Origin of the sequence: Caecibacteroides pullorum (assembly GCF_019239235.1) — a bacterium.
In the GTDB taxonomy this organism is placed as follows: Bacteria; Bacteroidota; Bacteroidia; order Bacteroidales; family Bacteroidaceae; genus Bacteroides; species Bacteroides pullorum.
The window spans coordinates 18554-44382 of sequence record NZ_JAAZTS010000003.1; the positions used below are offsets into that span (position 1 = coordinate 18554).

The 25829-nt window shown below is 43.2% G+C and carries 19 protein-coding genes and 1 pseudogene; 8 read left to right on the top strand and 12 right to left on the bottom strand.

Going from position 1 to position 25829, the window contains the following annotated elements:
* Positions 1-35: 35 nt before the first annotated feature.
* The 3 genes and pseudogenes from HF894_RS03540 to HF894_RS03550 all read right to left on the bottom strand — a co-directional run bounded on the left by HF894_RS03540 (position 36) and on the right by HF894_RS03550 (position 5717).
* Positions 36-1406 (bottom strand): annotated as a pseudogene (locus HF894_RS03540) (efflux transporter outer membrane subunit).
* Between the two features lie 30 nt (positions 1407-1436).
* Positions 1437-4571 carry an efflux RND transporter permease subunit gene (locus HF894_RS03545; protein ID WP_204971138.1) on the bottom strand — a complete coding sequence of 1045 codons (3135 nt, stop codon included), beginning with the start codon at positions 4569-4571 and terminating at the stop codon, positions 1437-1439.
* 21 nt (positions 4572-4592) lie between these two features.
* Entirely contained in the window at positions 4593-5717 is a 1125-nt protein-coding gene (locus tag HF894_RS03550) for an efflux RND transporter periplasmic adaptor subunit (RefSeq protein ID WP_204971139.1), read from the bottom strand.
* Positions 5718-5983: 266 nt separating this feature from the next.
* Here HF894_RS03550 and HF894_RS03555 point away from each other — a divergent pair, with 266 nt between their 5' ends.
* Positions 5984-6916, top strand: coding sequence for a helix-turn-helix domain-containing protein (locus tag HF894_RS03555; RefSeq protein ID WP_204971140.1), 933 nt, complete (start codon positions 5984-5986; stop codon positions 6914-6916).
* Here the strand turns inward: HF894_RS03555 and HF894_RS03560 are convergent.
* Complete coding sequence (locus HF894_RS03560; RefSeq protein ID WP_204971141.1) at positions 6913-7989, bottom strand: sensor histidine kinase; 1077 nt, start codon at positions 7987-7989, stop codon at positions 6913-6915. The genes HF894_RS03555 and HF894_RS03560 overlap by 4 nt on opposite strands.
* Positions 7990-7993: 4 nt before the next feature.
* Positions 7994-9328, bottom strand: a complete 1335-nt coding sequence (locus HF894_RS03565; protein ID WP_204969408.1) for a sigma-54-dependent transcriptional regulator — start codon at positions 9326-9328, stop codon at positions 7994-7996.
* 460 nt (positions 9329-9788) lie between these two features.
* Here HF894_RS03565 and HF894_RS03570 point away from each other — a divergent pair, with 460 nt between their 5' ends.
* From HF894_RS03570 to HF894_RS03585, 4 genes are read left to right on the top strand one after another with little or no spacing between them, the layout of a single operon-like run.
* Positions 9789-11141, top strand: a complete 1353-nt coding sequence (locus HF894_RS03570; protein WP_204971142.1) for a TolC family protein — start codon at positions 9789-9791, stop codon at positions 11139-11141.
* 47 nt (positions 11142-11188) lie between these two features.
* Positions 11189-12436, top strand: a complete 1248-nt coding sequence (locus HF894_RS03575; protein WP_204971256.1) for an efflux RND transporter periplasmic adaptor subunit — start codon at positions 11189-11191, stop codon at positions 12434-12436.
* On the top strand, positions 12436-14841 hold the full coding sequence (locus HF894_RS03580) for an ABC transporter permease (protein ID WP_204971143.1): 2406 nt from the start codon (positions 12436-12438) through the stop codon (positions 14839-14841). The genes HF894_RS03575 and HF894_RS03580 overlap by 1 nt, the downstream gene beginning before the upstream one ends.
* Positions 14842-14857: 16 nt before the next feature.
* Positions 14858-15523, top strand: a complete 666-nt coding sequence (locus HF894_RS03585) for an ABC transporter ATP-binding protein (RefSeq protein WP_204970409.1) — start codon at positions 14858-14860, stop codon at positions 15521-15523.
* A 49-nt stretch (positions 15524-15572) separates the two neighbouring features.
* Here the strand turns inward: HF894_RS03585 and HF894_RS03590 are convergent, their stop codons facing one another.
* Positions 15573-16691, bottom strand: coding sequence for a glycerate kinase (locus tag HF894_RS03590; RefSeq protein WP_204971144.1), 1119 nt, complete (start codon positions 16689-16691; stop codon positions 15573-15575).
* Between the two features lie 88 nt (positions 16692-16779).
* Here HF894_RS03590 and HF894_RS03595 point away from each other — a divergent pair, with 88 nt between their 5' ends.
* Genes HF894_RS03595 through HF894_RS03605 form a run of 3 tightly spaced genes read left to right on the top strand, consistent with a single transcriptional unit; the run spans position 16780 to position 19125 of the window.
* Positions 16780-17379 carry an IMPACT family protein gene (locus HF894_RS03595; protein WP_021847687.1) on the top strand — a complete coding sequence of 200 codons (600 nt, stop codon included), beginning with the start codon at positions 16780-16782 and terminating at the stop codon, positions 17377-17379.
* A 37-nt stretch (positions 17380-17416) separates the two neighbouring features.
* Entirely contained in the window at positions 17417-18541 is a 1125-nt protein-coding gene (locus tag HF894_RS03600) for an HpaII family restriction endonuclease (RefSeq protein WP_204971145.1), read from the top strand.
* A 20-nt stretch (positions 18542-18561) separates the two neighbouring features.
* Positions 18562-19125, top strand: a complete 564-nt coding sequence (locus HF894_RS03605; RefSeq protein ID WP_204971257.1) for a nitroreductase family protein — start codon at positions 18562-18564, stop codon at positions 19123-19125.
* Positions 19126-19226: 101 nt separating this feature from the next.
* On the opposite strand, the gene HF894_RS03610 is transcribed toward HF894_RS03605, so the two are convergent.
* The 6 genes from HF894_RS03610 to HF894_RS03635 form a co-directional block, all read right to left on the bottom strand.
* A complete protein-coding gene (locus HF894_RS03610) occupies positions 19227-19772 on the bottom strand; it encodes an NUDIX hydrolase (RefSeq protein ID WP_021847684.1) in 546 nt (181 codons plus the stop codon).
* An 18-nt stretch (positions 19773-19790) separates the two neighbouring features.
* Positions 19791-22640 (bottom strand): aminomethyl-transferring glycine dehydrogenase, encoded by a 2850-nt coding sequence (gcvP, locus tag HF894_RS03615; RefSeq protein ID WP_204971146.1) that lies wholly within the window; start codon positions 22638-22640, stop codon positions 19791-19793.
* Positions 22641-22695: 55 nt separating this feature from the next.
* Complete coding sequence (locus HF894_RS03620) at positions 22696-23334, bottom strand: MBL fold metallo-hydrolase (RefSeq protein ID WP_204971147.1); 639 nt, start codon at positions 23332-23334, stop codon at positions 22696-22698.
* A gap of 48 nt (positions 23335-23382) precedes the next feature.
* Positions 23383-24003, bottom strand: a complete 621-nt coding sequence (rsmG, locus tag HF894_RS03625) for a 16S rRNA (guanine(527)-N(7))-methyltransferase RsmG (protein ID WP_204971148.1) — start codon at positions 24001-24003, stop codon at positions 23383-23385.
* 5 nt (positions 24004-24008) lie between these two features.
* Positions 24009-24851: a DUF3298 and DUF4163 domain-containing protein gene (locus HF894_RS03630; RefSeq protein WP_021847680.1), complete on the bottom strand. Its 843-nt coding sequence runs from the start codon at positions 24849-24851 to the stop codon at positions 24009-24011.
* 130 nt (positions 24852-24981) lie between these two features.
* Positions 24982-25815 (bottom strand): helix-turn-helix domain-containing protein, encoded by an 834-nt coding sequence (locus HF894_RS03635; RefSeq protein ID WP_021847679.1) that lies wholly within the window; start codon positions 25813-25815, stop codon positions 24982-24984.
* Between the last annotated feature and the right edge of the window lie 14 nt (positions 25816-25829).

Here is a 25829-nt window from a genome sequence, read left to right on the forward strand (position 1 = left end):
GAGTAGATTTAGTTAACACGGTATTAGAGATGCTTTTATTGGTCAGCTCCTCCACCCAAAGCGTGGTAGAGGTTGATGACTCCCTGTATTTCGCTGTAGCGGTCGGATGCCAATGTCAGTTGGGCCGAGAGAAGTGATTGGCGGGCGGTGAGCACTTGTAGATAGTTCACCGTACCATATTGCATCAGCAGGCGGGTATCCGAAACGGTGGTTTCCAGCTGCTTCACTTGCTCCATGTCCAACAGAATCTGTTCGCGGGCTGTCTGCCATTGGATGAGGGCATTGTTCACCTCCTGTCCGGCATCGAGCAACGACTGTTTGAAGGCCAGTACCGCTTCCTCTTGTTGAGCTTTGGCTATTTTCAGATTGGCAATGTTTTGTCCACGATTGAAGAGTGGCTGTACGAGAGATCCCACTGCCTGCAGGAGCCAGGCACCTGGATTGGTGATGGCTGCTCCGCCACTATTGGTCCATCCTGCACTTCCACTTAGCGTGATACTGGGGTAGAAGGTCGAGCGGGCGGAGTTGGTCGCATAGAAGGCTTGCATCAGCGAGGCTTCAGCCTGGCGTACATCCGGACGGCGTGACAGCAGTTCGATAGGCAGGCCTACGGACATACGGTCGGGGAATTGCTGGTCGTTCAGCGTGCCTCGCTCGAGGCGGTGAGGAACTTCGCCGATAAAGACGCATAAGGCGTTTTCCTGCTCGGCTACCTGTCGCTGGAGTGAGAGGAGCGACGACTCGGCACTGAGCCGTGAAGCTTCGGCCTAGCTCAATGTAGCACGATCGGCTTCGCCTGCATTCATCAGGGCGTGGAGAGACTTGACATATTCACGCCAGCTTTCGGCTGTTTGCGTGGTGACTCTTACCTGTTCGTCGAGCATCAGCAGGGCATAGTAGCTGTCGGCTACGGTGGCTATGACTTGTGTCTGCATAGCCTGCCGGTAGGCCTCGCTTTCGAGCAGGGCGGCACGGGCGCCGCGTTTGGCGTTGGTTAGCTTTCCGAAGAGGTCGATTTCCCACGAGGCAGAACCTCCCAGCGAGTAGGTCTTCTGCGTCTTGCTTCCGTCGAAGCTGGAGAGATTTCCTTGCGGTTCGAGCTGCAGGGATGGCAGGTAGGCTAGCTTGGACGACATCAGGGTGGCCTGTGCTTCCTTGACACGCAAGGCAGCTGTCTGCAGGTCGGTGTTGGCCTCTAGGCCACGGTGTATAAGCGACTGGAGACACGGGTCGGTGAACAGTTCCTCCCATCCCAACGAGGCGATGGACGAGGCTGTGTCGGGAGCGGCGTCGGCACGGTAGAGGCTGTCGGCCTGTACTGTACCCAAGTCGGGCCGTTCGTATTTGTTATATATGCCGCAACCGGTTGTCAGTACGGACAGGGCGGCTATCAATATCTTTTTCATTCTCTTTTTCTGTTATGGTTTGTATAATTGTCAGTCCTCTTCGTGTTTGCGGGCAGGCATCAGCCTTTCCTGCAAGGTCTGGAAGACAATGAACAGTGTGGGCACCACGAAAAGCAGCGCCAATGTTCCGACGATCATTCCGCCTACGGTTCCTACACCTAGGGAGATGTTACCGTTGGCTCCGGCACCCGAGGCAACAACCAGTGGAAACAGACCGATGATCATCGTAAGGGCTGTCATCAGGATGGGGCGCAGACGGACGCCGGCTGCCGATACGGCTGCCTGTGCGATGGTCATGCCCTGACGGCGGCGGGCTGAGGCATACTCGGTCAGCAGGATGGCTGTTTTGGCCAGCAGACCGATCAGCATGATGAGACCTGTCTGCATGTAGATGTTGTTTTCCAGTCCCCACATCTTGGCGAAGAGGAAACTTCCCATCAGTCCAAACGGTACACTCAACATGACGGCCAGCGGCACGAAGATACTCTCATATAGGGCGCAGAGGATGAGGAAGACGAAGATGATGCAGATGGCGAAAATGATGACCGTGTTGCTTCCGCTTCCGGCCTCTTCACGTGTGATACCACCGAACTCGTAGCCGTAGCCGACGGGCAATGTCTCCTTGGCTACTTCGGCAATGGCGGCAATGGCTTCACCCGTACTGTAACCGTCGGCCGGAAGGCCGTTCACCTGGATGGAACTATAGAGGTTGAAACGGCTGAGCGTCTCAGTTCCGTATACTTTGGTCAAGGTGACAAACTGTCCGATGGGGGCCATCTCACCCGACGAGGTACGTATGAACATATTGTTCAAGGCGTTCTTGTCCAGACGATAAGTCTTGTCGGCCTGTACCATGACGCGGTAGAGTTTGGAGAAACGATTGAAATTGGACGAATAGTTTCCGCCGATGAAGCCTGACAGAACGCTGAGCACATCGGTAGTCGTAACGCCTGCGCGTTGGCATCGGGCGGCATCCACTTCGACGGTATATTGCGGGAATTTTGTGTCAAATGAAGTATAGGCCATCTGGATTTCGGGACGCTGGTTCAGAGCAGCGATGAAATCCGTGGTATATTTCTGTAATGTGTTGATGTCGCCACCTGCACGGTCTTGTACATAGAGTTCGAAGCCGTTTCCCATACCGTAGCCCATGATGGTCGGTTGGGCAAAAACGAAGAGCTTAGCCGATTTGATATTGGCTGTGCGACGGTAAATCTCGCTGATGACAGCGTTGATGTTGTCTTGGCTTTTTGTCCGTTCGTCCCAGGGTTTCAGTTTGATGATGAGCATACCACCTGACGGTGCCTGTCCGCCCATCATACTATAGCCGCTGACATTGGAGTAACGGGATATCTGGGGAATGTCTTTGATACATTTCTCGACTTCGGACATGGCTTTGATGGTCTGCGAGAGACTGCTGCCCGGAGGAGTGGTGACGTTCATAAAGATACAGCCCATGTCTTCCTCGGGGACCAGACCAGTCTTGGTCGTTTTCATCAAGACCACCAGCAAGGCGATACTGGCTACCAGTGCAGTTCCTACTATCCATTTGCGACGGAAGAACCACTTTACTCCACCTTTGTATCGAAGAATCAGACGGTTGAACGAAGCTTCGAAAGCCTGGTGAAAACGGGAAGAAAAACTTAGTTTCTGGCCGGTAGAGGTATCGATGTGCGGTGTCATGATCAGGGCACACAAGGCAGGACTCAGGGTAAGGGCGTTGATGGCCGAAATGCCCACGGCAACAGCCATAGTCAAACCAAACTGCATGTAGAAGGTTCCGCTGGTGCCTCCCATGAACGAAGAAGGAATGAACACGGCCATAAATACCAGTGATGTGGTAACAATGGCAGCTGCAATGCCGTCCATGGCGCCCGTCGTGGCTTTATAAGGTGAACGGACACCTTCGTCGAACTTGGCCTGTACCGCCTCGACCACTACAATGGCATCGTCAACTACCGTACCGATGACCAACACAAGCGCGAAGAGTGTCAACAGGTTGAGGCTGAAGCCGGCTATATAAAGGAAAGCAAACGTACCTACCAGCGACACGATGATGGACACAGCAGGAATGATGGTGGAACGTACACTTTGCAGGAAGACATACACAACGAGGATAACGAGGATGATGGCTTCAATCAAGGTCTTCACCACTTCGTTGATGGAGGCGTCGAGGAAGTCCTTCGTACTCATCAGGTCGGTCAATACCAATCCTTTTGGCAACTCTTTGGCTATTTCTGCAGTCAGTTTGTCGATTTCTTCAATGATTTCGTTGGCATTGGAACCGGCTGTTTGCGAAATCATACAAGTGGCACCCGGATGACCGTTGATCTCACTGTTGTAGGCATAACTTTGGGCACCAAGTTCAACTTTAGCAATATCCTTCAGACGGAGTACTTCACCGTTTGAGAGAGATTTGATAACGATGTTGCCGAATTCTTCAGATGTCTCGTATCGTCCGCGGTATTTGAGGGTGTACTGATAGGTGTTTTCCGAATCCTCACCCAGCGTACCGATAGCAGCTTCTACATTTTGGTCACCTAGAGCACTGATAACGTCGTCGGGTACCAGCGAATACTGAGCCATGACTTGGGGATTGAGCCAGATACGCATCGCGTAGTCGCCACCCATCACGTTCACATTACCTACACCAGTGATACGTGAAAGACGAGGTTCGACGTTAATCTTGAAATAGTTGTTGATGAATGTCTGGTCATAGCTGTTGTCGGGACTGTAGAGGGCCAGAATTTTCAGCATACTGTTTTGCCTTTTTTCTACGGTTACACCGATTTTGGTCACTTCAGCCGGCAAAAGACCCTCGGCTTCGGACACACGGTTCTTGGTGTTGATGGTAGCCATGTCGGGGTCTGTACCCTGCTTGAAGTAAACAGTGATGCTTCCCGAACCGTTGTTGGTGGCGGTAGAGGTCATGTAGGTCATGTTTTCTACACCGTTGATGGCTTCTTCCAATGGGACAATGACACTCTTTTGTACGGTTTCGGCATTGGCACCTGTATAGCTGGTCGATACCGATACGGTAGGTGGTGCGATGTCGGGATATTGTTCCATAGGCAGATTGAACAGGCTGATGAGGCCCAGCATCAATATCAACACCGATATGACGCATGCCAGGATGGGGCGGTCAATGAATGTTCTAAGTTTCATAACGTAGTCCTCCTTTCAGATTTAATTGGCAGGTGCGTTATCGGCTGTTGGGGTACCTACTACGGTTCCTTCCTGAACCAGACCGGCCCCTTCGGCAATGATGGTTTCACCTTCTTCCAATCCGCTTTCTATAATGTATTCTTTTCCATCATTTATGGGGAATACACTTACTTGGGAAGATGTAGCCTTTCCGTCTACTACTTTATATACGAATATTTTGTCCTGGATTTCGTAGGTAGCTTCCTGAGGAACGATGAGTACGTTTTCCTTTATATAAGGAAGGACGACAGTTCCGCTTCCTCCGTTGCGCAGGATGTGTTCGGGATTTGGGAAAGTTGCCCTTAGGCTTACAGCTCCCGTACTGGTGTCAATTGTTCCGCTGATGGCGTCGATGCGTCCCTTATGGGCATATGTCAGTCCATCGCTGAGTTTCAGTTCTACTTCGGGCATTTGCTTCATGGCTTCATCCAGTGTTTTGTACTGACGTATCAGTGAAAGTACCTGGCTTTCGGTCATGGAGAAATAAACATACATCTCTGTATCGTCGGACACGGTAGTGAGGGGTGTAGTGATCGATGCGTCTACCAAGGCTCCTACACGATAGGGGAGCATACCCGACACACCGTCTACAGGACTTCTCACTTCGGTATACGATAGGTCATTACGTGCGTTCACTTCTTCAGCTTTGGCTTGTGCCAGTGTAGCTTCGGCTTGTAGCAAACTGTTGCGTGCAGTTTGTAGATCGAAGGCTGATACTACGTTCTCTTTGAAAAGTTGTTCTTTACTGTCTGCTGTCAGTCGGGCCGTGGCTACCGAGGCTTCGGCGCTTTTGACGTTGGCAATGGCTGTTTCGAGGGCTGCTTTATAAGGCACTTGATCTATGATGACCAGTGTCTGTCCTTTTTTTACTTGAGCTCCCTCGGCAATACATACCTGGGTGATGGTTCCGCTAACTTGCGGGCGTATTTCTACACTTTGTCGTCCGTTGATGACGGCTGTATAACTTTGACTCAGTGTACGTGATCCGCGTGACACTTCCATTGTTTTGTAGTTTCCTCCGTTCATATTTAGAGGAGCATTCTTACATGCGGTGGCAAGCAGGAGGCAGAGGCTCCATGTGCTTGCGCGTAAAAACATTCTTTTCATTCTTAACTTAATTCATTTAAATGATTATGGCCGCAAAGTTATCGGCAATGTAGGGGCTTCTTTTGGTTTGGTTTCACTTCAGATTGGTTTGAAATCACGTATTACCACTTTTTTGCTTTATATTTTTTAATAAGTGAAAAAAGGCTTCGGACTTTCAAGTCTTTCTTCTATATTTACCCTCGAAAAAGAGCAAGAGATGCTCTTGAACAAGGTTCGCTGGAAGAGAGAGAAAGCAGATGGTTTCATAATAAATTGATGAATGGAATATGGTAAATCTGAAAGAGTATGTTCTCGACTGGTTAGGACCGGATAGGGTGCAGGCCGGTATTGTGGAAATGGCGGCATGCGGTAGTGAAGTGATAATGGTGAAGTTGGTAGGGGCTTGTCTGACATTGGGTCGAAAGCTTCCTGATAGAGAACATCACGTTAGTATGCTGATGACCAGAGGTGAGCTTCGTCTGACATTGAACGGTGATCGCGTGGGGTTGTTTGCTCCGGCTTATATTGACTTTATTGCTTCTAACCAATGGAAAAATGTGACAGTAGAAGGAAATCTGGAAGGTTATCTGTTGGTGGTTGAACGGAATTTTTTTCTTGAAACGACTTCTAAATTGCGTTCTAGAATCTCAGAGAAGATGATGGCTTATGCTAAACGACCTTTTGTCTCACTGAACAGTGAAGAGGTAGTGGGACTTCAGGGACTCTCTTCTTCTTTATTTGCTTTGATGTCGGCAGAAAAGAATGGCATCTTTCATCGTGAATTAGTACAGAGCATGTTGCGTGCCTGTCAGTGTGAGCTATGGAATATTGTTTTTCGTCAGGGTGAGTCTGTAGAGAAAGCGGAAGAACCTTATCGTTTGGGAGAAATGGTTGCACATTTTCTTTATCTGGCTCACACCTATTGTTGCGAACGTCACGAAGTGAACTGGTATTGCGAACAGTTGGGTGTGTCGCCCAATGCCTTGACTGCAACATTAAAAAGATTTTATGGGAAAACGGCCCGTAGCATTATAGACGACTTGCTTATAACTGAGGCAAAGGTCACTTTGAGGAACCCTGAATTGAGCGTGCAGGATATATCTGACAAATTTTGCTTCAGTGACCAATCGGCTTTTGGCAAGTTCTTCAAACGTTATTGTGGAATGTCTCCTGCTCTCTTCCGTCGTGAGCAGGAGAAGGGAAAACAGGTTGATTGTTAGTGATTGTTAAGTATATTGCGATTGGAATTTTGTGGCAGAGAAATTGTAAACGAAGTTTTATGATAGGGGTGGGAGATTACAGATAATTCTCCACCATGCATACGTATAATTTGCCGGGATAAACTGAGGCCTATGCCTGTTCCATTCGTTTTTGTGGTAAAAAAAGGTATAAATATATCTTCAATTAGGTTAGATGGAATGCCAGAACCGTTATCTGTTATCTTTATGAATAGTATCGTTTCTTTGCGGTATATTTCTATATGTATTTTTTTATTAGGTTGTTGTGTAAATGCTTGTATTGCATTTTTCAACAAATTGATTAAAACTTGCGATAACATTTTCTCATCTGCATAAATTTTTATTTCTGGTTGAAAAAGGTCAACCGAAAAATCGATATGCTGTTGTACTAAATCTTCTTTGTATAGTGTCTGAATGCTTTCAATTAAATCTGTTAATGAAAAATACTTCATTTCAGGATGCTTTAATCCTGAAAATTGTCTATATGATTCTGTGAAATAAATTAGATTTTGTCCCTGGCTTTTGATGGTTTCGAGTCCACGTATTGTTTTTTCAATGGTGTGATCCGTAATGTGTTTTGTGTGTTCTGAAGTATTTTTTATTTGAAAATAAGAAAGAAGGGTTTCAGATAGTGAAACAATGGGTGTGATAGAATTCATTATTTCATGTGTCAAGACTCGCATTAGCTTTTCCCAAGACTCATATTCTTTTTGATGTAATTTACGCTCGAACTCAATCTTTTTATGTTCTGACATTAAAGTACATACTCTATTAAAAGATGCATATAAATATCGTTGTTCTTTGGATCCAATATTTTCTGGGAAGTAAAGCATGGATTCATCATCTTCTATAGAATTAAAAAAAAGTTTCATTTTCCGATTATAAGAATTCAGGTAATAAACAAGTCTTCCAATAAGGCCAAAAGCTATTAGAATCGTAATTGTTCCTAGTATTATAGCTTTTCTTGAAATAATACCTGCAAGCCCGAGTCCAAGTGTAAAGACTATGAGTAATACAAATAAAAGGATGTGTATGTATAAACGAGTGCTAAACATTTAATTAAAAATTGAAACGTGTTAATTTGTTGTATAATGTTTGTCTACTGATACCTAATTGTTCGGCTGCTGCTGTTAAATTTCCTGAATTTTGAGATATAGCTGCTAATATAGCTTTTCTTTCTACTTCTTTTAAATTAGGAACTCTATCAAAAGAAAATGTATTATCTAAATGTATAGAGATATCAGATGGTTTTATTATATCTTTTTCTGCTAAGATCACAGCTTTTTCAATGGTATATTGTAATTCCCTAATATTTCCAGGCCAATTATGACTTTCCAGCTTTTGTATGGTTTTGGGATGTAAGGATAATCCTGTCCGTTTATACAAATTAGCGTATTTTTTTAAGAAAAATTCTGCAAATGTCGCTATGTCTTCTTTACGGTGTCGTAAAGGAGGAATTTCTATTTGTATAGTGTTTATACGATAAAATAAATCCTCACGGAAATGAGCTTGCTTTACCATTTCAAGTAAATTCCGATTAGTGGCGGCAATTAATCGTATGTCAATTGGAATCTTTTTATTACTTCCAAGTCGGGTTATTTCTCTATTTTGTAAAGCAACTAATAACTTTGCTTGCAATCCTAAAGATAAGTTTCCAATTTCATCAAGAAAAAGTGTACTTCCATTTGCCGCTTCAAATTTACCAATTCTACTCTCGTATGCATCTGTAAAAGCTCCTTTTTCATGTCCAAACAATTCACTTTCAAATAATGTTTCACTGATAGATCCCATATCGATATTAAACATTTCATACTGGCTGCGAAGAGATAAACGATGAATCTCGCGAGCTAATACTTCTTTGCCTGTACCATTTTCACCAAAAATTAAGATGTTTGCATCTGTTTTGGCTACTTTAGTTACAAGTTTTATTATTTTCATCATCGCTGGAGAATGGCCAATAATCATTCCTGGTTCACTAGCTCCTTTAATAGAATTAGCAGGTAATTTATGTTTTGCTTCTTGTAATGTAGTTCTTATTTTTTTTATCAAGTTGTCATTATTCCAAGGTTTTAATACAAAATCTGCTGCTCCACTTTTTAATGATTTTACAGCAAGATCAATATCTCCATAAGCCGTTAGCATAATAACTGGTAGTTCAGGTCTAATTTCATGTATGCGCTGGAGCCAAAACAAGCCTTCATTACCTGTATTAAAACCAACAGAAAAATTCATATCTAAAATGACTAAATCAATTATGAATTCATCTAAAATAGAAAATATCTTATTGGGATCAGATACAGTCTCTATTTTCTCAAATTCTCTTTCCAAGAGAAGCTCTAGAGAAGTTAATACGCTTTTGTTGTCATCGACAATTAGAATAGTACCAGTTTGCATATGTTCTTTTTTTTAAAGGTAAAAATACCTGTTTTACAGATGTCGAACAAAAAAACGCCTAAATATTTGACACTTCAGAAATTTTATTTATGCCCCATTCTTAATTTTTATAATTATAATGATGTTTTGGTGGAAGGATAACTAAAATAACACAAGTGGAATTATTCTTTGTGTACAAGAATTGTTTCTTGAGAAAAGACCAAATCAAAAATCCTATAATAAATATAAGTTTTTAACTGAAATTCAATCAAAATGTAAGTTTTCTGGGATTTGTGGAGTTTAAGATAAGAGCGATATGTACATACATCATTTTAGTGTCAAAAAGATAGACGTTTATACGTCAACAAATTGGACGTTTAGTTTTGTTTTAATTTTATAAATACCTAATTATCAATGTGTTAAATTAATGGCACGCAATTTGTATCATATAATGCAAATAGAATAATACAAAGTAACCGATATGAGTTTTGAAACATCTATTAGGCAATGTTTATTGATTTTTTTATCGATTTGTTATTTCGCTTTGCCTGAAATTAGTAATGCGCAATCCGAATGGACCGAATCTGAATGTATACGATATGCAATTGAGCATAATTTGCAGATACAAAATAAGAAATTGGATACTAAAATTGCCAATACAGATATTATAGCTGCTTATGGTAATTTTTTACCTTCAATTAGTACTATCAGTGTATTGGGAAAGCAGTTTGGACATTCCATAGATCCATTGACAAACCAATATACTTCTGAGTCTTTTTTAGAAAATACGATCGGACTAAATATTTCTCTCCCTGTATTTGAAGGCTTTTCGCGTGTTGATAAATTGTTGTTTTATAAAATGAACAAAAAAATTAATGTGTTGTCAAGTAAAGTGGAAGAAAATAATTTGGCTTTTGAAGTTTTAGAAGCATTTTATCGTTATTCTTTCGATAAAGAAATGCACAAACTTGCAGTTGAACAACGGAAACTAAGTGAATATTATTGCAGGCAGATGATGGAATATGTTGATTTAGGAATACGTTCCCTTTCCGACTTACAAGAAGTAAAAGCACGGTTACAATCCGATGTTTATCAAGAAACGGTGAAATCTAATAATTGCAATCTTTCTCTATTAACTCTGAAAGAACTTATGAACATTAAAGAAACTGATACATTGTCTATTGTCATCACAGATAGTAGGATGGATATAACTGACAGTCTTTTAAGCTTAAATGAACTATATTCCATTTCTGAATTAACTCTTCCAGAATATCATATTATGAATATGAAAGAAAAAGCTTCTCGTAAACTATGGTCTATGGCAAAAAGAGTTTTTTACCCTTCAATTTGTCTGGAATTTAATTTGAATACTGGATATTATAATACGGCAAAGAATAAATCTGGTGATATTATCCCCTATCGAGAACAATTAAATAATAATATGAATAGGTATATTGGAATATGCGTATCTTTACCAATATTCAACGGGTTATCTCGTTTGGAGAATATAAGAAAAGAAGAACTTCGTTTGCAGCAAGTACAGAATGAAAATGAACAACAACGTTTATCATTATATAAACAAATACATAATACATATCTTTCTTTTCAATCTGCACTTAAGGAATGTCAATTAGCTAAAGAACAACTTCGTGCGGATTCTATTACATGGAAAGAAAGTGAAGAAAAATGGAGGGAGGGTATGATATCTATGTTCGAATTGTTGGAAAAACGTAATCAATACATGCGGAGTAAAGCAGAAATAATACGTACCAAACTGCAATATAATCTTAAAAAAAGAGTGATACGATTCTATCAGGAGGGAACATTTTTATAATAAAAATTAATTGTATAATAAAAATGAAGCAGATTGATTATAACGGCATGGATACAAAAAATGAGAAAAAATCTAGATTTTCAAAGAAAATGATTTGTATTATAATTGCTTCAATTACTGTTCTTTTTTGGGGGGTATGGATGACATTTCGCGTCAATTCATCCTCTATGAATGTAAATAAAGATGGTATAACAATTTCTACTGTACAAAAGGGAGAATTTAATGATTATATTAGAGTCGTAGGACAGGTTATTCCGGATCATATCATATATTTGGATGCGATTGAAGGGGGACGAGTTGAGGAACGTTTGATAGAGGAAGGAGCGCAAGTAAAAGCTGGAGATATAATTCTTCGTCTTAGTAATCCGCTGTTAAATATTGGTATTTTACAAAGTGAGGCAAACTTGGCTTATCAGGAAAATGAACTTCGTAATACTCGCTTGAATATGGAACAAGAGCATCTTAGTTTGAAGCAAGAACGTATTACACTGAATAAAGAATTAATACAGAAGCAACGTCGTTTTCAACAATACTCACATCTGTTTCAAAAGAATTTAATATCCAGGGAAGATTATTTACAGTCACAGGAAGATTATAATTCAATTTCAGAACAAGTCAAAATTTTAGATGAAAGGATCAAACAAGATGTACAGTTACGTGATAATCAATTACAAAGTCTAAATGAAAATATACGAAACATTAAAAAAAGTCTTTTACTTGTACGTGAACGTTTAGAGAACTTAAAGATAAAAGCGCCTGTTGATGGACAATTAGGAAATATAGAAGCTCAAATAGGACAATCTATATCTCAAGGTGAACGTATAGGACAAATTATTACTCCTGAGTTGAAGATAGAAGCAAAGATTGATGAGCATTATGTGGAACGTATTCATCCTGGCCTTTTGGCTAATTTTGAGCGTGAAGGAAAAAAGTATAGTTTGAAAATAACAAAAGTATATCCGGAAGTACAAAATGGACAATTTCGCACTGATTTGCATTTTATTTCTGATAGACCTGTGAATATCCGTTCTGGACAAACATATCACTTAGATTTACAACTGGGTGATCCTATAGAAGCAGTTCTTATCCCACGTGGAAGTTTTTACCAGTCAAGTGGAGGGGAATATGTATATGTAGTAGATGAGAAAGAAAAAGTGGCTCATCTGCGCCAAGTTCGATTAGGACGACAGAATCCTTTGTATTATGAAGTTCTGGATGGGTTGAATCCTGGAGAGAAAGTTATTATTTCCGGATATGATTTATTTGGTAAAAATGAACACTTAAAATTACGATAATGGAATATTTTTCTCAAATTATTAAAAGTCAGAGGGTAAAGAAGTCTCTTACAGCCCTTAATTTATTGGGCCTTTCTGTGTGTATAGGTTCGGCTCTGTTGATTCTTTTTTATGTACGGTTTGAATTAAGTTTTGACACATTTCATGATGGCGATCGAATTTATCGTGTAGAAAGTCGTCTTTATGAAGGGAACGTTTTGACGGACAATTGGGCTACAACGACATTTGGCCACGCTCCTGTCATGTTTCGTGAGATTCCTGGCATCGAACAATATGTAAGGGTGACAGCACAAGACCGTGAACAAGAAGTTACATACAAGGATCGTCAGTTTATAGAGGAAAAATATTGTTATACGGAACCTGCCTTTTTTGATTTATTTAATTTCCCCATAATTAAAGGGGAGAAGGAAGGACAATTAGTTCGTCCAAATACAGTTGTAATTACGGAAAGTACTGCACATCGCTATTTTGCAGATAGTGATCCTATTGGTAAAATCTTGACCTTTAAAACACCTTCATCTGAACAGCATTTTGAGGTTACAGGAATAATTGCAGATATGCCATATAACTCTCATTTACGTTACGATTTTTTATTGTCGTATTCTTCTATTCCAGAAGCAAGACGTGACATTTGGTATATTCATGGTGTGTATACTTACATACGTCTTAAACCCGGTAAAAGTCCAAGCGATATAGAAGAAAATTTTCATTCTATATCAGAAAAATATAAGACATCTGCATTAAAGTATAAAGATTGGAGAGTTGAACTTATTCCTTTAAAAGATATACATTTGACTCCTCGTAAATCATATGAAAAGGAAGAAAAAGGTAGCAAAACAGCTGTCCAGATTCTTTTTATTATGGCTGTAGCTTTATTGTTAATCGGATGGGTAAATGCTTTGAACTTAACTATTGCGCGTTATTTAGAAAGAGGAAAGGAATTTGGGCTTAGAAAAGTATTCGGAGCTTCTCGTCGACAAATTGTAATGCAAGGATTACTTGAATCAGGGTTATTCAACTTATTGGCATTGGTCTTAGCTTTGGGATGGATAGAAGTATTGTTGCCTATTGTTTCCCGTTGGGTTGGACAAAATTTTGCATTTGACGTTTTTAACTCATTAGAATGTTGGAGTATGGTATTAATGATATTTGTCTGTGGAACCCTTTTTATTGGTTTATATCCGTCATTTCTACTTACTCATATTAAGCCTTCAGACATCATGCGAGGTAAATTTTTACATAGTCGAAAGGGAAATAAAATTAGGAAAATATTAATTGTCATTCAATTTGTAGCTTCTTTTATTTTAGTTTCAGGAACAATTGTAGTAATTAGACAAATACATTTTATGCAACAAGAAACTTCTTCTGCTATGTTTGATCGAGTTTTGGTTTTGAAATATCCTGCTTTAACAGAAAATATGTCTGTACAAATGATGAACTTTAAGAAAAGACTGGAACAGGAGTCCTTTATAAGTCATGTGGCAGTTTCTGGTGCAGTTCCAGGTGCGGAAGTAGCAAATTATTTCACTAATCGTCCTTATGGAAGCGACATATCAGAAATAAAACTGATACAAATGTTTGCTGTAGATTATGATTATTTGACTCTGTATTCTCTTAAAATCATTTGTGGCCGTATTTTTTCTGAGAATTATGGAAATGAACTAAACAAGGTCGTCTTGAATGAGGAGGCTGCCAGATTACTTGGATACTCTTCTCCTGAAGATGCATTAGGCAAACAATTGGCCATGGAAGTCTTGGAAGAACCTCTTGAGATTATCGGTGTTGTGAAAAATTACCACCAACAATCACTTGCTGAACCATATAAGCCAATAATGTTTTTTATAAAAGAACGTGTTCCTTTTATTGCGACACCGTATATTTCTATTCAATTCAATACAGAAATTAATGCAAAACAAGTTGCAAAGATAGAGCAGATATATAAAACATATTTTCCTTCAGCCGTATTTTCATATTTTAGGTTGAGTGATTACAATGATGATTTGTATAAATCAGATCGTAATTTTAGTTGGATTTTTACATGTGCATCATTGCTTGCAATATTTGTAGCTTGTTTGGGGTTATGGATTATGACTCTTTTTTCTACAATGGCTCGTGTAAAAGAAATTGGAATAAGAAAGGTGTTAGGGGCTGATAAGATAAGTCTTTTTGGGGTTTTAACACGGGAGTTGATATTACTTACGATATTGGCTACAGTATTGGGAACTCCTCTTTCTATTATTTTGATGGATGAATGGCTTGGAACTTATGCCTTTCATATTGTTTTGCCTTGGTGGGGATATGTAATAGCATTTGTGTTAATGATATTTGTCGCTTTATTGACAGTAGCTCATCAAGTTTGGCGTGTAATTCGTTTAAAACCAATGCGTATCTTGAGAAATGAGTAATTTAAATTTTTAAAATATGATTAGAACAGAAAATCTTTCCATGGTCTTTACGACAGAAGATGTACAGACCAGAGCATTAAACAATGTAAATTTGGAGATTGAACAAGGGGAATTTGTTGCCATTATGGGACCGTCAGGATGTGGAAAGTCAACGTTGCTAAATATTTTAGGAACGCTAGACATACCTACGTCTGGGAAATATTTTATTAACGAGAAAGAGATGACCAAAATGAATGAAAATCAGTTGAGTTCTTTTCGTAAGAAAAATATTGGCTTTGTGTTCCAAAGTTTTAATCTGATAGATGAATTAACGGTATTTGAAAATGTTGAGTTACCATTAGTTTATCTGGGTATTCAAAAGAAAGAACGAATATCAAAAGTAATGAATGTATTAGAACAAATGAATATAGCCCATCGTGCCAAACACTTTCCACAGCAATTGTCAGGAGGGCAACAACAACGAGTGGCCATTGCTCGTGCTATAGTCACAGATTGTCCTTTGATATTAGCAGATGAGCCAACTGGTAATTTGGATTCAACAAATGGTGTCGAAGTCATGACGTTACTCCAACAACTTAATAAACAGGGAACAACAATTATAATGGTTACACATTCGGAAAGAGATGCTGGTTATGCCAATCGAGTGATTTATTTGTTGGATGGTAGAATAATAAGTAAGTAAAATGTAATAATATATCAGTCAATTCTTAAAATATTCTATTATAGGAATTTTATTTCAGGAGGTCTTCTATGGTCCGGCTGATGTTCGTTTGGGCCACGTCTTTCTGCATGGCTGTGCTGATGGGCATATCCGGAGGGGTGGTGTCATATACTTGGCTGAAACCGGCCGAACGAAGTATTTCTTTGTCGGCTACTTGGCCGGCTATCAGAACGACAGGAATACCTGTTTGGCGGGATTCGTTCAGTACACCTGCCGGAACTTTCCCCATTGTAGTCTGCCGGTCGGCGCGGCCTTCACCTGTAATGATCAGGTCTGCTCCCTTTATCTTGTCCCTAAATCCGTTGGCTTCCAGCAGCAAGCTGATGCCCGGACGGAGTGCGGCGTTCAGAAAGGCAGCCAGTGCGCCGCCCAGTCCTCCTGCGGCTCCAGCACCGGGTAGGGTGGCAATGTCGTGTCCTGTCGTTTGTCGGTAGAGTTCGGCCAGATGGCGCAGGCCTTTGTCAAGCTGTTGCACCTCGTCGGGGCTGGCACCTTTTTGTGGAGAGAAGATATAGGCTGCACCTTCGGGGCCGTAGAACGGATTGCGGACATCGCAGGCAGCGGTACATCGGACGGTCTTTAAGGCTGGGTGGGCAAACGAGGTATCTATTCTGTCTGTTTCTTCCATGTCGCAACCCCTTCCTTCCAGTTCCTGACCCTGACGGTCTAGAAAACGGATACCTAAAGCGCTGAGCATGCCCATCCCTCCGTCGTTGGTAGCACTGCCACCCAGTCCGATGACCATGTGGTTGCATCCCCTGTTGAGGGCATCGCGCATCAGTTCGCCTGTCCCACGGGTAGTGGTTAGCAGAGGATTGCGTTGGTTTTCAGGCACAAGGGGGAGTCCGCTGGCCGAAGCCATTTCGATGTAGGCCGTTTGTCCGTCGGAACTTATCAGATAACGTGCTTTCACTTTCTCGTCCAAAGGTCCCTGTACACGGAGGCGCACTTCCTGTGCACGTAAGGCAGAAAGGGCTTCCAGCATACCTTCGCCACCATCGGCTATCGGGATACAGACGATTTCAGCTTGAGGATACACCCGCCGGATGCCTTCGAGAGCAGCGGCTTCGGCCTCGGCAGAGGTGAGGCTTCCTTTAAAGGAGTCGATGGCAAGGACTATCTTTCTCATGACTTCAGTGGATTGGTGTGTTGCAAAATTAGGATTTTTGTCGGGAATAGGCGAGGAGTAAGTGGAAAAATGCATTATCTTTGTCGGTATGAACGAAGACGTATACAGAACCATAGCCGCTCCTGCCGAGGGTATTTATACGGAGAAGCGGAGCAAATTCATAGCCATTGCCTTGCCTGTACGTACGGTAGACGAAGTGAAGGCTTTGCTGGAGGAGTATCAGAAAAAATATTACGATGCCCGTCATGTGTGTTATGCCTACATGCTCGGCCCCCAGCGCAAAGACTTTCGGGCAAATGATAATGGCGAGCCGTCGGGTACGGCCGGAAAGCCTATCCTGGGACAGATAAACTCCAACGAACTGACGGACATCCTCATTATCGTGGTGCGCTACTTCGGAGGCATCAAGTTGGGGACGAGCGGGCTGATTGTGGCCTATAAGGCCGCCGCTGCCGAAGCACTTGCCGCCGCCGAGGTCGTGGAGAAGACGGTGGACGAATGTATCCGCTTCTGGTTCGAATATCCTTTTATGAATGACGTGATGAGGGTGGTCAAGGAAGAAGGCCCTGAGATTGTAGAGCAGGGTTACGACATGGATTGCCGCATGACACTCCGCATACGTAGCTCCCTGATGCCACGCTTGCGGGCACGGCTGGAGAAAGTGGAGACATTGAGAATAGAGGAGTAGGGATTTATATCGATAACTTTACACATTATATATAAGTATGTTCAAAGCAACAAAAAGAGAGTTGGGCGAGATTTATGCCTTTTTCCGTCTGCTGGCGGATGGAAGCTTGTATATGGGTACACCTCAGGTACAGAAGGACATGAACCGTTGCTGGCCTGTGGCGCTGGTTCAGCGTGAGGAACACGATGGTACGCGTCGGTATTATATAGAAAAGGACGAAATCCGCATGGTGTCGGGCGAGGTAGACCGTAGTGGGCAGTTTGTGCCGAAGGAGGAGGCAGAATCGGTCACTTTTCCGAGAGCCGACTTTGGCGAGGCGGCCGACTATGTACTCGATATCCTGAAGCATTCGTCAGGCGAAGAAGTCGAAGTACCCGACGGCTTGGAAGGTTTCCTCGACGCCATACGCATTTATGACCTGGAAGCCAAGACCGATGACCGTACCGACTTCAAGGTGGCTTTCTGGCAGAAAGACGCTCCCTTGACGGGCTTTTGTGTGCGTTGTCGCCTGAGTCCCATGAATCCGTTGCTCGACGGCGGGCGTACGGCCAACCTGAAGCTGGAGCAGACAGGCGTGAAGTTTGCCGTTCCTACGGTCAACAAGGTGAATGCCTTGCCCGAATCGCCTAATGAAGTGGCCGAGCGTATGCTGATGATTGAGCGGCTGGGTGGTGTGCTGAAGTATAGCGACGTGGCCGACCGCGTGTTCCGTTGCAACCTGCTGATGATTGACCTGCACTTCCCCCGCATGCTGGCCGAGATGGTTCGCCTGATGCACCTCGAAGGCATTACGCGTGTTTCCGAACTGACGGAACGTATCAAGGAACTCAACCCGTTGAAGATAAAGGATGAACTCATACAGAAACATGGTTTCTATGAATACAAGATGAAGCAGTTCCTGCTGACCCTGGCTTTGGGAATGCGTCCTGCCAAGATTTTCAGAGGAACCGATTCGGCTGTCGAAGGCATGTTGTTGGTTGATGGGCAAGGCGAGCTACTCTGCTATCATCAGTCGTGCCGACAGGACTTTGCCGAATTTCTGTATCAGAATACACGCTTCGAGAAAGGAGCGCTGGAGAAGGACAAATACGGCTTTCTGGAGCGTGAGAACGGCTCCTGGTATTTCAAGTTGAATGTCAAGATAGGACTGGTAAAACGTTGAACCTGATAAATAGAGGAATGATGAACGAAGTATTGCAAAACATCAAGGCACGCCGTAGTGTGCGTGCTTATACTGACCGACAAGTGTCGGCACAAGATCTGGATTTGATTCTTGAAGCTGCTGCTTATGCTCCCAATGGCATGCACTATGAAACCTGGCACTTCACGGCTATTCAGGATGCAGCCATATTAACCGAATTGAACAAGGTTATCAAAGGAGCCTTTGCCAAGAGTGACGAACCCCGCTTGCGCGAACGCGGACAGAGTGAAACCTATTGTTGCTACTATCACGCCCCTACGTTGGTGATAGTTTCCAACGAACCTACGCAGTGGTGGGCGTCGATGGATTGTGCCTGTGCGTTGGAAAATATTTTCCTGGCAGCCCGTTCGCTGGGCATTGGTTCCTGTTGGATCAATCAGCTGGGTCAGACTTGCGATGATCCGGAAGTCCGTGCGTTGCTCACCCGTTTGGGAGTCCCTCAAAATCATAAAGTCTATGGTTGTGCAGCTTTAGGGTATGAGTCGGCCAATACATCTCAGAAAGAGAAGTGGATCAAGGAGGGGACGATCACAATCGTCAGATGAATACTCGAGTGATATCATTTATAGAAAAAGGTGGGCAACTCAAGATTTATATTCACTTGGTTTGTCCACCTTTTTTGAGTCATTTACAGAACATAGATTAACTATTTCCTTTCAGCAAAATATTTCCATAACGGAGCTGCCATGAGAGCCTGACGTATTTGGTCTTTTCGTAACAAGTCGAACACCTCATCTGCAGTGAGCAGATGGATGCTAATATCCTCTGTTTCTTCCAAATGTTGGGTAGAGATAGGTTCTACATCTGTTGCGATAAAGCAATGACAAAGGTTTGTCATGGTGCTGGTATTAGCTGATATTGTCATATGGTGTGTCCACTGTCCACCACCGTAACCAGTTTCTTCATAGAGTTCGCGACGTGCGGCATCAATCGGCTCTTCGCCAGGCTCGCATACACCGGCACATATTTCATAGCCGGTGTAGCGTAGTCCATGACGATATTGTCGTTCCATGAGGAAGTGTCCGTCACGGGTTAGGGCGATGACATTTACCCAATCAGGGTATTCCAGTACGTAATATTCCGGATTTTCCACACCGTTAGGCAAGCGCACATGATCACGTCGTGCTGTTAGCCAAGGGCGACGGATCAGGTATTCACTGTGCAGGACTTCCCATTTCTTTTCGTCATCCATGATTCTGTTTTTTCCTTTTTATTCAAATTTTCCGTAGCGTGTAGGCAATAATTTGCGGTCACCTAATGTGTTGTCTACGCGGGCTACATTTATCCAGAACTTGTTTTCGCGGACAGCTTCTGTGGGGTAAGCGGCTTTCTGCCGTGTGTAACTGTGCTCCCATTGATCGGACACAACCTCATATTCAGGGTGAGGTGCATTGAGCAGGACATTATCAGTCTTGTCGGCGCGTCCTTCTTTTACTTCCTGAATTTCTTCCCAAATGTGGAGCATCACGTCCACAAAATTGTCCAATTCTGCCAGGCTTTCGCTTTCGGTAGGTTCTATCATCAGGGTACCGTGTACAGGGAAGGAAAGGGTTGGAGCATGATAACCATAATCCATCAGACGTTTGGCTATATCGTTCTCACTGATACCAGTCTCTTCGTGTACCTTGCGGCACTCCAAAATCATTTCATGTCCTACAAAACCTTGTGCACCGCGATAAACAATGCCGTAAGTGTTTTGCAGGCAGGCGGCCAGATAGTTGGCATTGAGGATGGCTGTACGGGTAGCTCGTGTCAGACCTTCTGTACCCATCATGCGGATATACCCATACGTGATGGGGAGGATACCTGCACTGCCGAAAGGAGCTGCAGATACTTCATTGGTAGCGTTCCCAAATAGTACATGTCCGGGCAAGAAGGGAACGAGGTGGGCTGCTACACAGATGGGACCTACACCGGGACCTCCTCCTCCATGAGGCGAAGCAAAGGTTTTATGTAGGTTTAGGTGGCAGACATCGGCACCGATAAATCCAGGATTGGTTAAACCTACCTGTGCATTCATGTTAGCGCCGTCCATGTAGACTTGTGCGCCGCAAGCATGGATAATCTTGCATATTTCTACAATTTCGGTTTCGAAAATACCGTGGGTAGAGGGGTAGGTAATCATCAGGGCTGCCAGCGAATCCTTATTTTCTTCGGCTTTGATACGCAAGTCGGTCATATCAACATTGCCATGGTCATCACAAGCACAGGTGACGGTAGTAAAACCGGCTTGTACGGCACTGGCCGGGTTGGTTCCGTGTGCTGATGCAGGGATAAGTATCTTGTTTCGGTGTCCCTGGCCGATGCTTTCCAGATAGGCGCGAATAACGCGTAGACCCGTGTACTCGCCTGCTGCTCCAGAGTTGGGCTGAAGGCTGACACCTGCAAATCCTGTAATGATTTTCAGTTCCTCGCAGAGATTATGAATCAGTTCATGATACCCTTGAGCTTGATCTTCTGGTACAAGAGGATGGAGGTTCATAAATTCAGGACGACTCAATGGAAGCATTTCTGCAGCCGCGTTGAGCTTCATGGTACAGGATCCTAGAGAAATCATGGAGTGAGCCAATGAGATGTCCTTGCGGTCGAGACGTTTGATGTAACGCATCATTTCAGTTTCTGTGTGATAACGACAGAATACTTCGTGTGTTAAATATGGGCTCTGGCGTCGGAATGTTTGAGGTAGGGTGCAAGCTTCGGTCACATCGGTTGTTTGTGGTGCTTCGACTCCAGCGGCAATGGCAAAGATAGCGAGCAGAGTGTTGATGGCAGCGATATCCGTTGTTTCGTCAATGCTCATGCCAACGTCGCCATTGTCAAAATATCGTAGGTTTACTTCTTTACTCAAAGCGATAGTACGTATCTGTTGGGCAGAAGTGCTTTCTGGTAGAGAAAAACGCAAGGTGTCGAAATAGACTGAATTCTTTTGCGTATAACCCAGTTTACTGAGTGATTTCTCCAAGAAAACGGCAATGCTGTGGATGCGGGTAGCGATAGCACGAATGCCTTCCTGCCCATGATAGACCGCATAAAATCCTGCCATGGTAGCTAGCAAGGCTTGTGCTGTACAAATATTTGAGGTGGCCTTTTCACGTTTGATGTGTTGTTCACGTGTTTGGAGTGCCATGCGGTAACATAATTTTCCATATTTGTCTTTAGACCATCCGATGATGCGTCCCGGCATGTTGCGTTTGTATTCGTCTCGGGTAGCGAAATAGGCTGCTGACGGACCACCATAGAACATGGGTGTACCTAGTCGTTGGGTTGAGCCGAATACGATATCTGCTCCCCATTCACCCGGGGGAGTGAGCAGGGCAAGGCTCAAAATGTCGGCAGCAACCGCTACTTTACATCCTGCTGTATGGGCTTGCTCTACGAATGTCCGGTAATCTTCTACATTTCCGTTGGCATTGGGATACTGGAGGACACAGGCGAATATGTCGGATGTCAACTCTGCCTCATTATATTTTCCTGTACGCAGAACCATGCCTTGAGGGATGGCACGGGTAGTCATGACTGCCAGGGTTTGAGGGAAAATAGATTCATCCACAAATACAACGTTGGCTCCGTCTTTCTGTTGCTGGCGCGAACGGAGGGCGTACATCATAGTGACGGCTTCAGCTGCAGCTGTGGCTTCATCTAGCAGTGAACAGTTGGCTAAGGGCATTCCTGTCAGGTCTGATATAGCGGTTTGGAAATTCATCAGGGCTTCAAGGCGGCCTTGCGATACTTCGGTCTGATAAGGTGTATAGGAAGTGTACCAAACCGGATTTTCAAAAACATTGCGTTGGATAACAGCCGGAGTGATGGTACCATACCACCCCATACCGATATAGGTTGTGTAGAGTTTGTTCTTGGAAGCGAGTTGGGCAATATGTTGTGCAAACTCGTATTCGGTCATGGGCTTGGGCAGATAGAGTGGTTCCTTCAGACGGATATTCGAGGGAATGGTCTTGTCGATCAGTTCATCTAAGCTGCTCACGCCTATTTTGCGAAGCATGGTCTCTTCATCTTTTGGGCCGATGCCATTATGGCGTCGGGATAAAAAGTCGTTTGTCATGGCGATATTATTTAAGATAGTAAATGTTTTATTGGTTATGAATTGTTTTTTTCTTTTATCTGAAAAACGGATTTTCTGCTTTCTCGATTCCAATGGTAGTCGGAGCCCCATGGCCGGGATAGACAATCGTTTCGTTGGGAAGGACAAACAGGCGGCTGCAAATATGCTCGATCAGTGTATCGAAATTACCTCCAGCCAAGTCGGCCCGTCCGATGCTTCCTTGGAAAAGTACATCTCCAGAGAACATGCAGTGTTCTGCTGCACAATAATATACCAGGCTTCCAGGTGAATGCCCCGGTACGTGGATACATTCTAGTTGTGTATGACCGAAAGTGATAATATCACCGTCATACAGGTATTTTCCCAACGGTGGAAGCTCTTCCTGGAACTGGAAGCCGAACATACGACTCTGTTTGGGAGCGTTCTCTATCCAATATTCATCAGCCTGGTTGGCTTCTGCTTTCAATCCGAATTCTTTCAGCATGAATGGATTTCCAAAAATATGGTCTAGATGGAGATGCGTGTTGAGCAGGTGTTTCACTTGCAGATTGTTTCCCTGGATGAAGTCTTTCAGGGCTTGTTTCTCTTCTTCGTAGAAACAGCCGGGATCGATGACTACCGCTTCGTTGGTTTCATCCCACAGCAAGTAGCAGTTCACAGGAAACATATTAAATTCAAATCTTTTTATTTTCATAATTTGTACAGGTCTTATTCTTGTTGCTTGTTTCGGGCAAATTGTTTTTTATCCTGCCACGTATACTACTTTTTTTGTTTCAAAAAAATCTTCGTCAAAATAGTCGCTCAAATTCCACATTGTGGTCTTGTTTCGGAAGGGCATCGTTTCGTGTTCCAGTTCTCCCCCTTTCAGGCAGATGAGTCCATTAGGTAAAGCATTCTGTTGGTGGGTAGAGAATTTTTTCCGTATGATTTTCATCAGGTCGGTCAGTGGCATTACTGCGCGACTCACCACAAAGTCATACATGTCTTTTATCTCTTCGGCACGCGCATGGCTGAAAGTGACATTTTTTAGCCCGATACTGTTTGCTACTTCAGAAGCCACACGTACTTTCTTGCCGATGCTGTCTACCAGATGGAATTTGACTTCCGGGAAAAAGATAGCCAAGGGGATGCCGGGAAATCCTCCGCCAGTTCCCAAATCCATGATTTTGGTTTCAGGACTGAAATGGATTACCTTGGCAATGCCCAGCGAATGGAGTACATGATGTTCGTACAGGTTGCCAATATCCTTGCGTGAAATGACGTTGATTTTGGCATTCCAGTCTGTATAGAGTTCTCCCAGAGCTGCAAACTGTTCCTTTTGTTTTTCGTCCAGTTCGGGGAAATATTTTAATAACAGTTCCATAAAATTCAGTTGATTTGGCTGATAATGGTATTCTCGTTCAACAGATGTCTTACGGCATCGTAAGGCAGTTTGATTTGGATGGCTCCCATTACATACGGTGCAATATCGTAAATGTTATAATGGAAAGTGATACCATCGGAATCTAGGAAAAAGTTTTCAGTAGGAGTCAGTTCTCCTGTGCTGGTGTATCCCATGTTTTCAAGTTCTTCGTGGGTTGTAACCTGATTGTCTGCCATCAGTTGGTTCCAAAGCAGATCGGTCAGGGCATCCTTATAGTTGGGGACAAACAAGTCATCCAAGCGAATAGGGGTCAGGGTGTCCAGTCTTAGATTGAGGTAGGAGGTCATATAGACGCCATGTGCTCCACCTGTGTATTCGTTGTAGTCGATTCGGTAAACAAGTAAGTTTCCGTTGTAGAGTTGTACGTGTCCTTCCAAACCTTTATAATAAGAATACCATGCACCGATATTGGCCGAATCTTCTACGGATTCTTGTTTGTACATCGGTTCCAGATCTTTGCGGTAATTCTCAATATAAGTTTCCGCATATTTATCTGGTACGTTTTCTGGTGCTATTGTCATGTATTTGTCGCCAAAGCACATGGACAAGAAGTATTTGTTTACACTGTCCTTCATCTGTTCGTCAGACGATTTTGTGATATAGGTGAAATTGATGTTGATGTTACAGGCGGGTTTGGCTGTGTCTCCGAAGAGGTGTGCCGTCTGATTTACTTGAAGACTGTCGAAGGTAAAGTCGCCTGTATGCTGGTTCACTGTGTCATTGCATGAGAAGAAAAAGCTGCTTGCTGCAAGCAAAATGACAAGTAGAATGACAGAATGTTTTTTCATTTCGGTTTTCATTTATAAAACAATAATCGGTTGTTGAAACAGTACCTACAAATATAGAATTAATTACTCAATCCGTGTATAGCAGGAGGATTTTTTTTCTCATTGTTTTAGCACGTCTGTCGGCAATGGTTTAGCTGTTTCGATATTCCTGCGGACTCATTCCGACATGGCGCTTAAAGTATTTGCCAAAGAATGAAGCGTTGGGGAAGTTTAACGAATAAGCTATTTCCTGTACGGTCATGTCGGTCGACTTTAGTTTGGATTTTACATCTATCAGAACAACATGGGCGATAATGTCAAGAATGTTCTTCCCTGTAGCTTGTTTTACGGTGGTACTCAGGTGTTGTAGTGAAATACCCATTTTGTCGGCATAGAACTGGGCTCGGCGTTCGTGGGTATAGTTTTCGATGACAAGTTGCACCAATTTACGGCAGATTTCTTCTTTTCGGCTTTGCGTCCGGACGTCTTGCATGGGGACATCGCTGTATAGCTTGTCCACGCCATAGAGCATACCTTCCAGAATGTGTCGGATCATTTCTGTGTCCAGTGTATGAGAGCCGGTGGTAATGCGGCCCAGCAATGCAAAGTAATCTTGAAAGTAGGATGCTACGGCTGGGTCGATGTGGAGTACAGGTGAGCGTAGGATGGAAGAGAGGGAGTGGAAGGTCGATTGGACGACATTCACCTTTGTAATGCACTGCTCTGAGAACCCTACAAATCCGATACGGACTTTCTCCTGTTGGGAATAGAACTGGATGATGGTGCCGGGCAGGAGCACGACAAAATCGCCCTGCTTGATTTCTGTTTCCATCAGATTGATGGATACGGTGATGGTACCTTCGATGCACACGGCGAAAATACATGCTTTCAGACGGCATGATTGCTTGTAGATGTTCAGAATATCTTCGGTCACATCGGTCCATGCGATGATGTCTACCGGTAGGTCAACGTGAGGAAAATCCATAACGCTATCATATT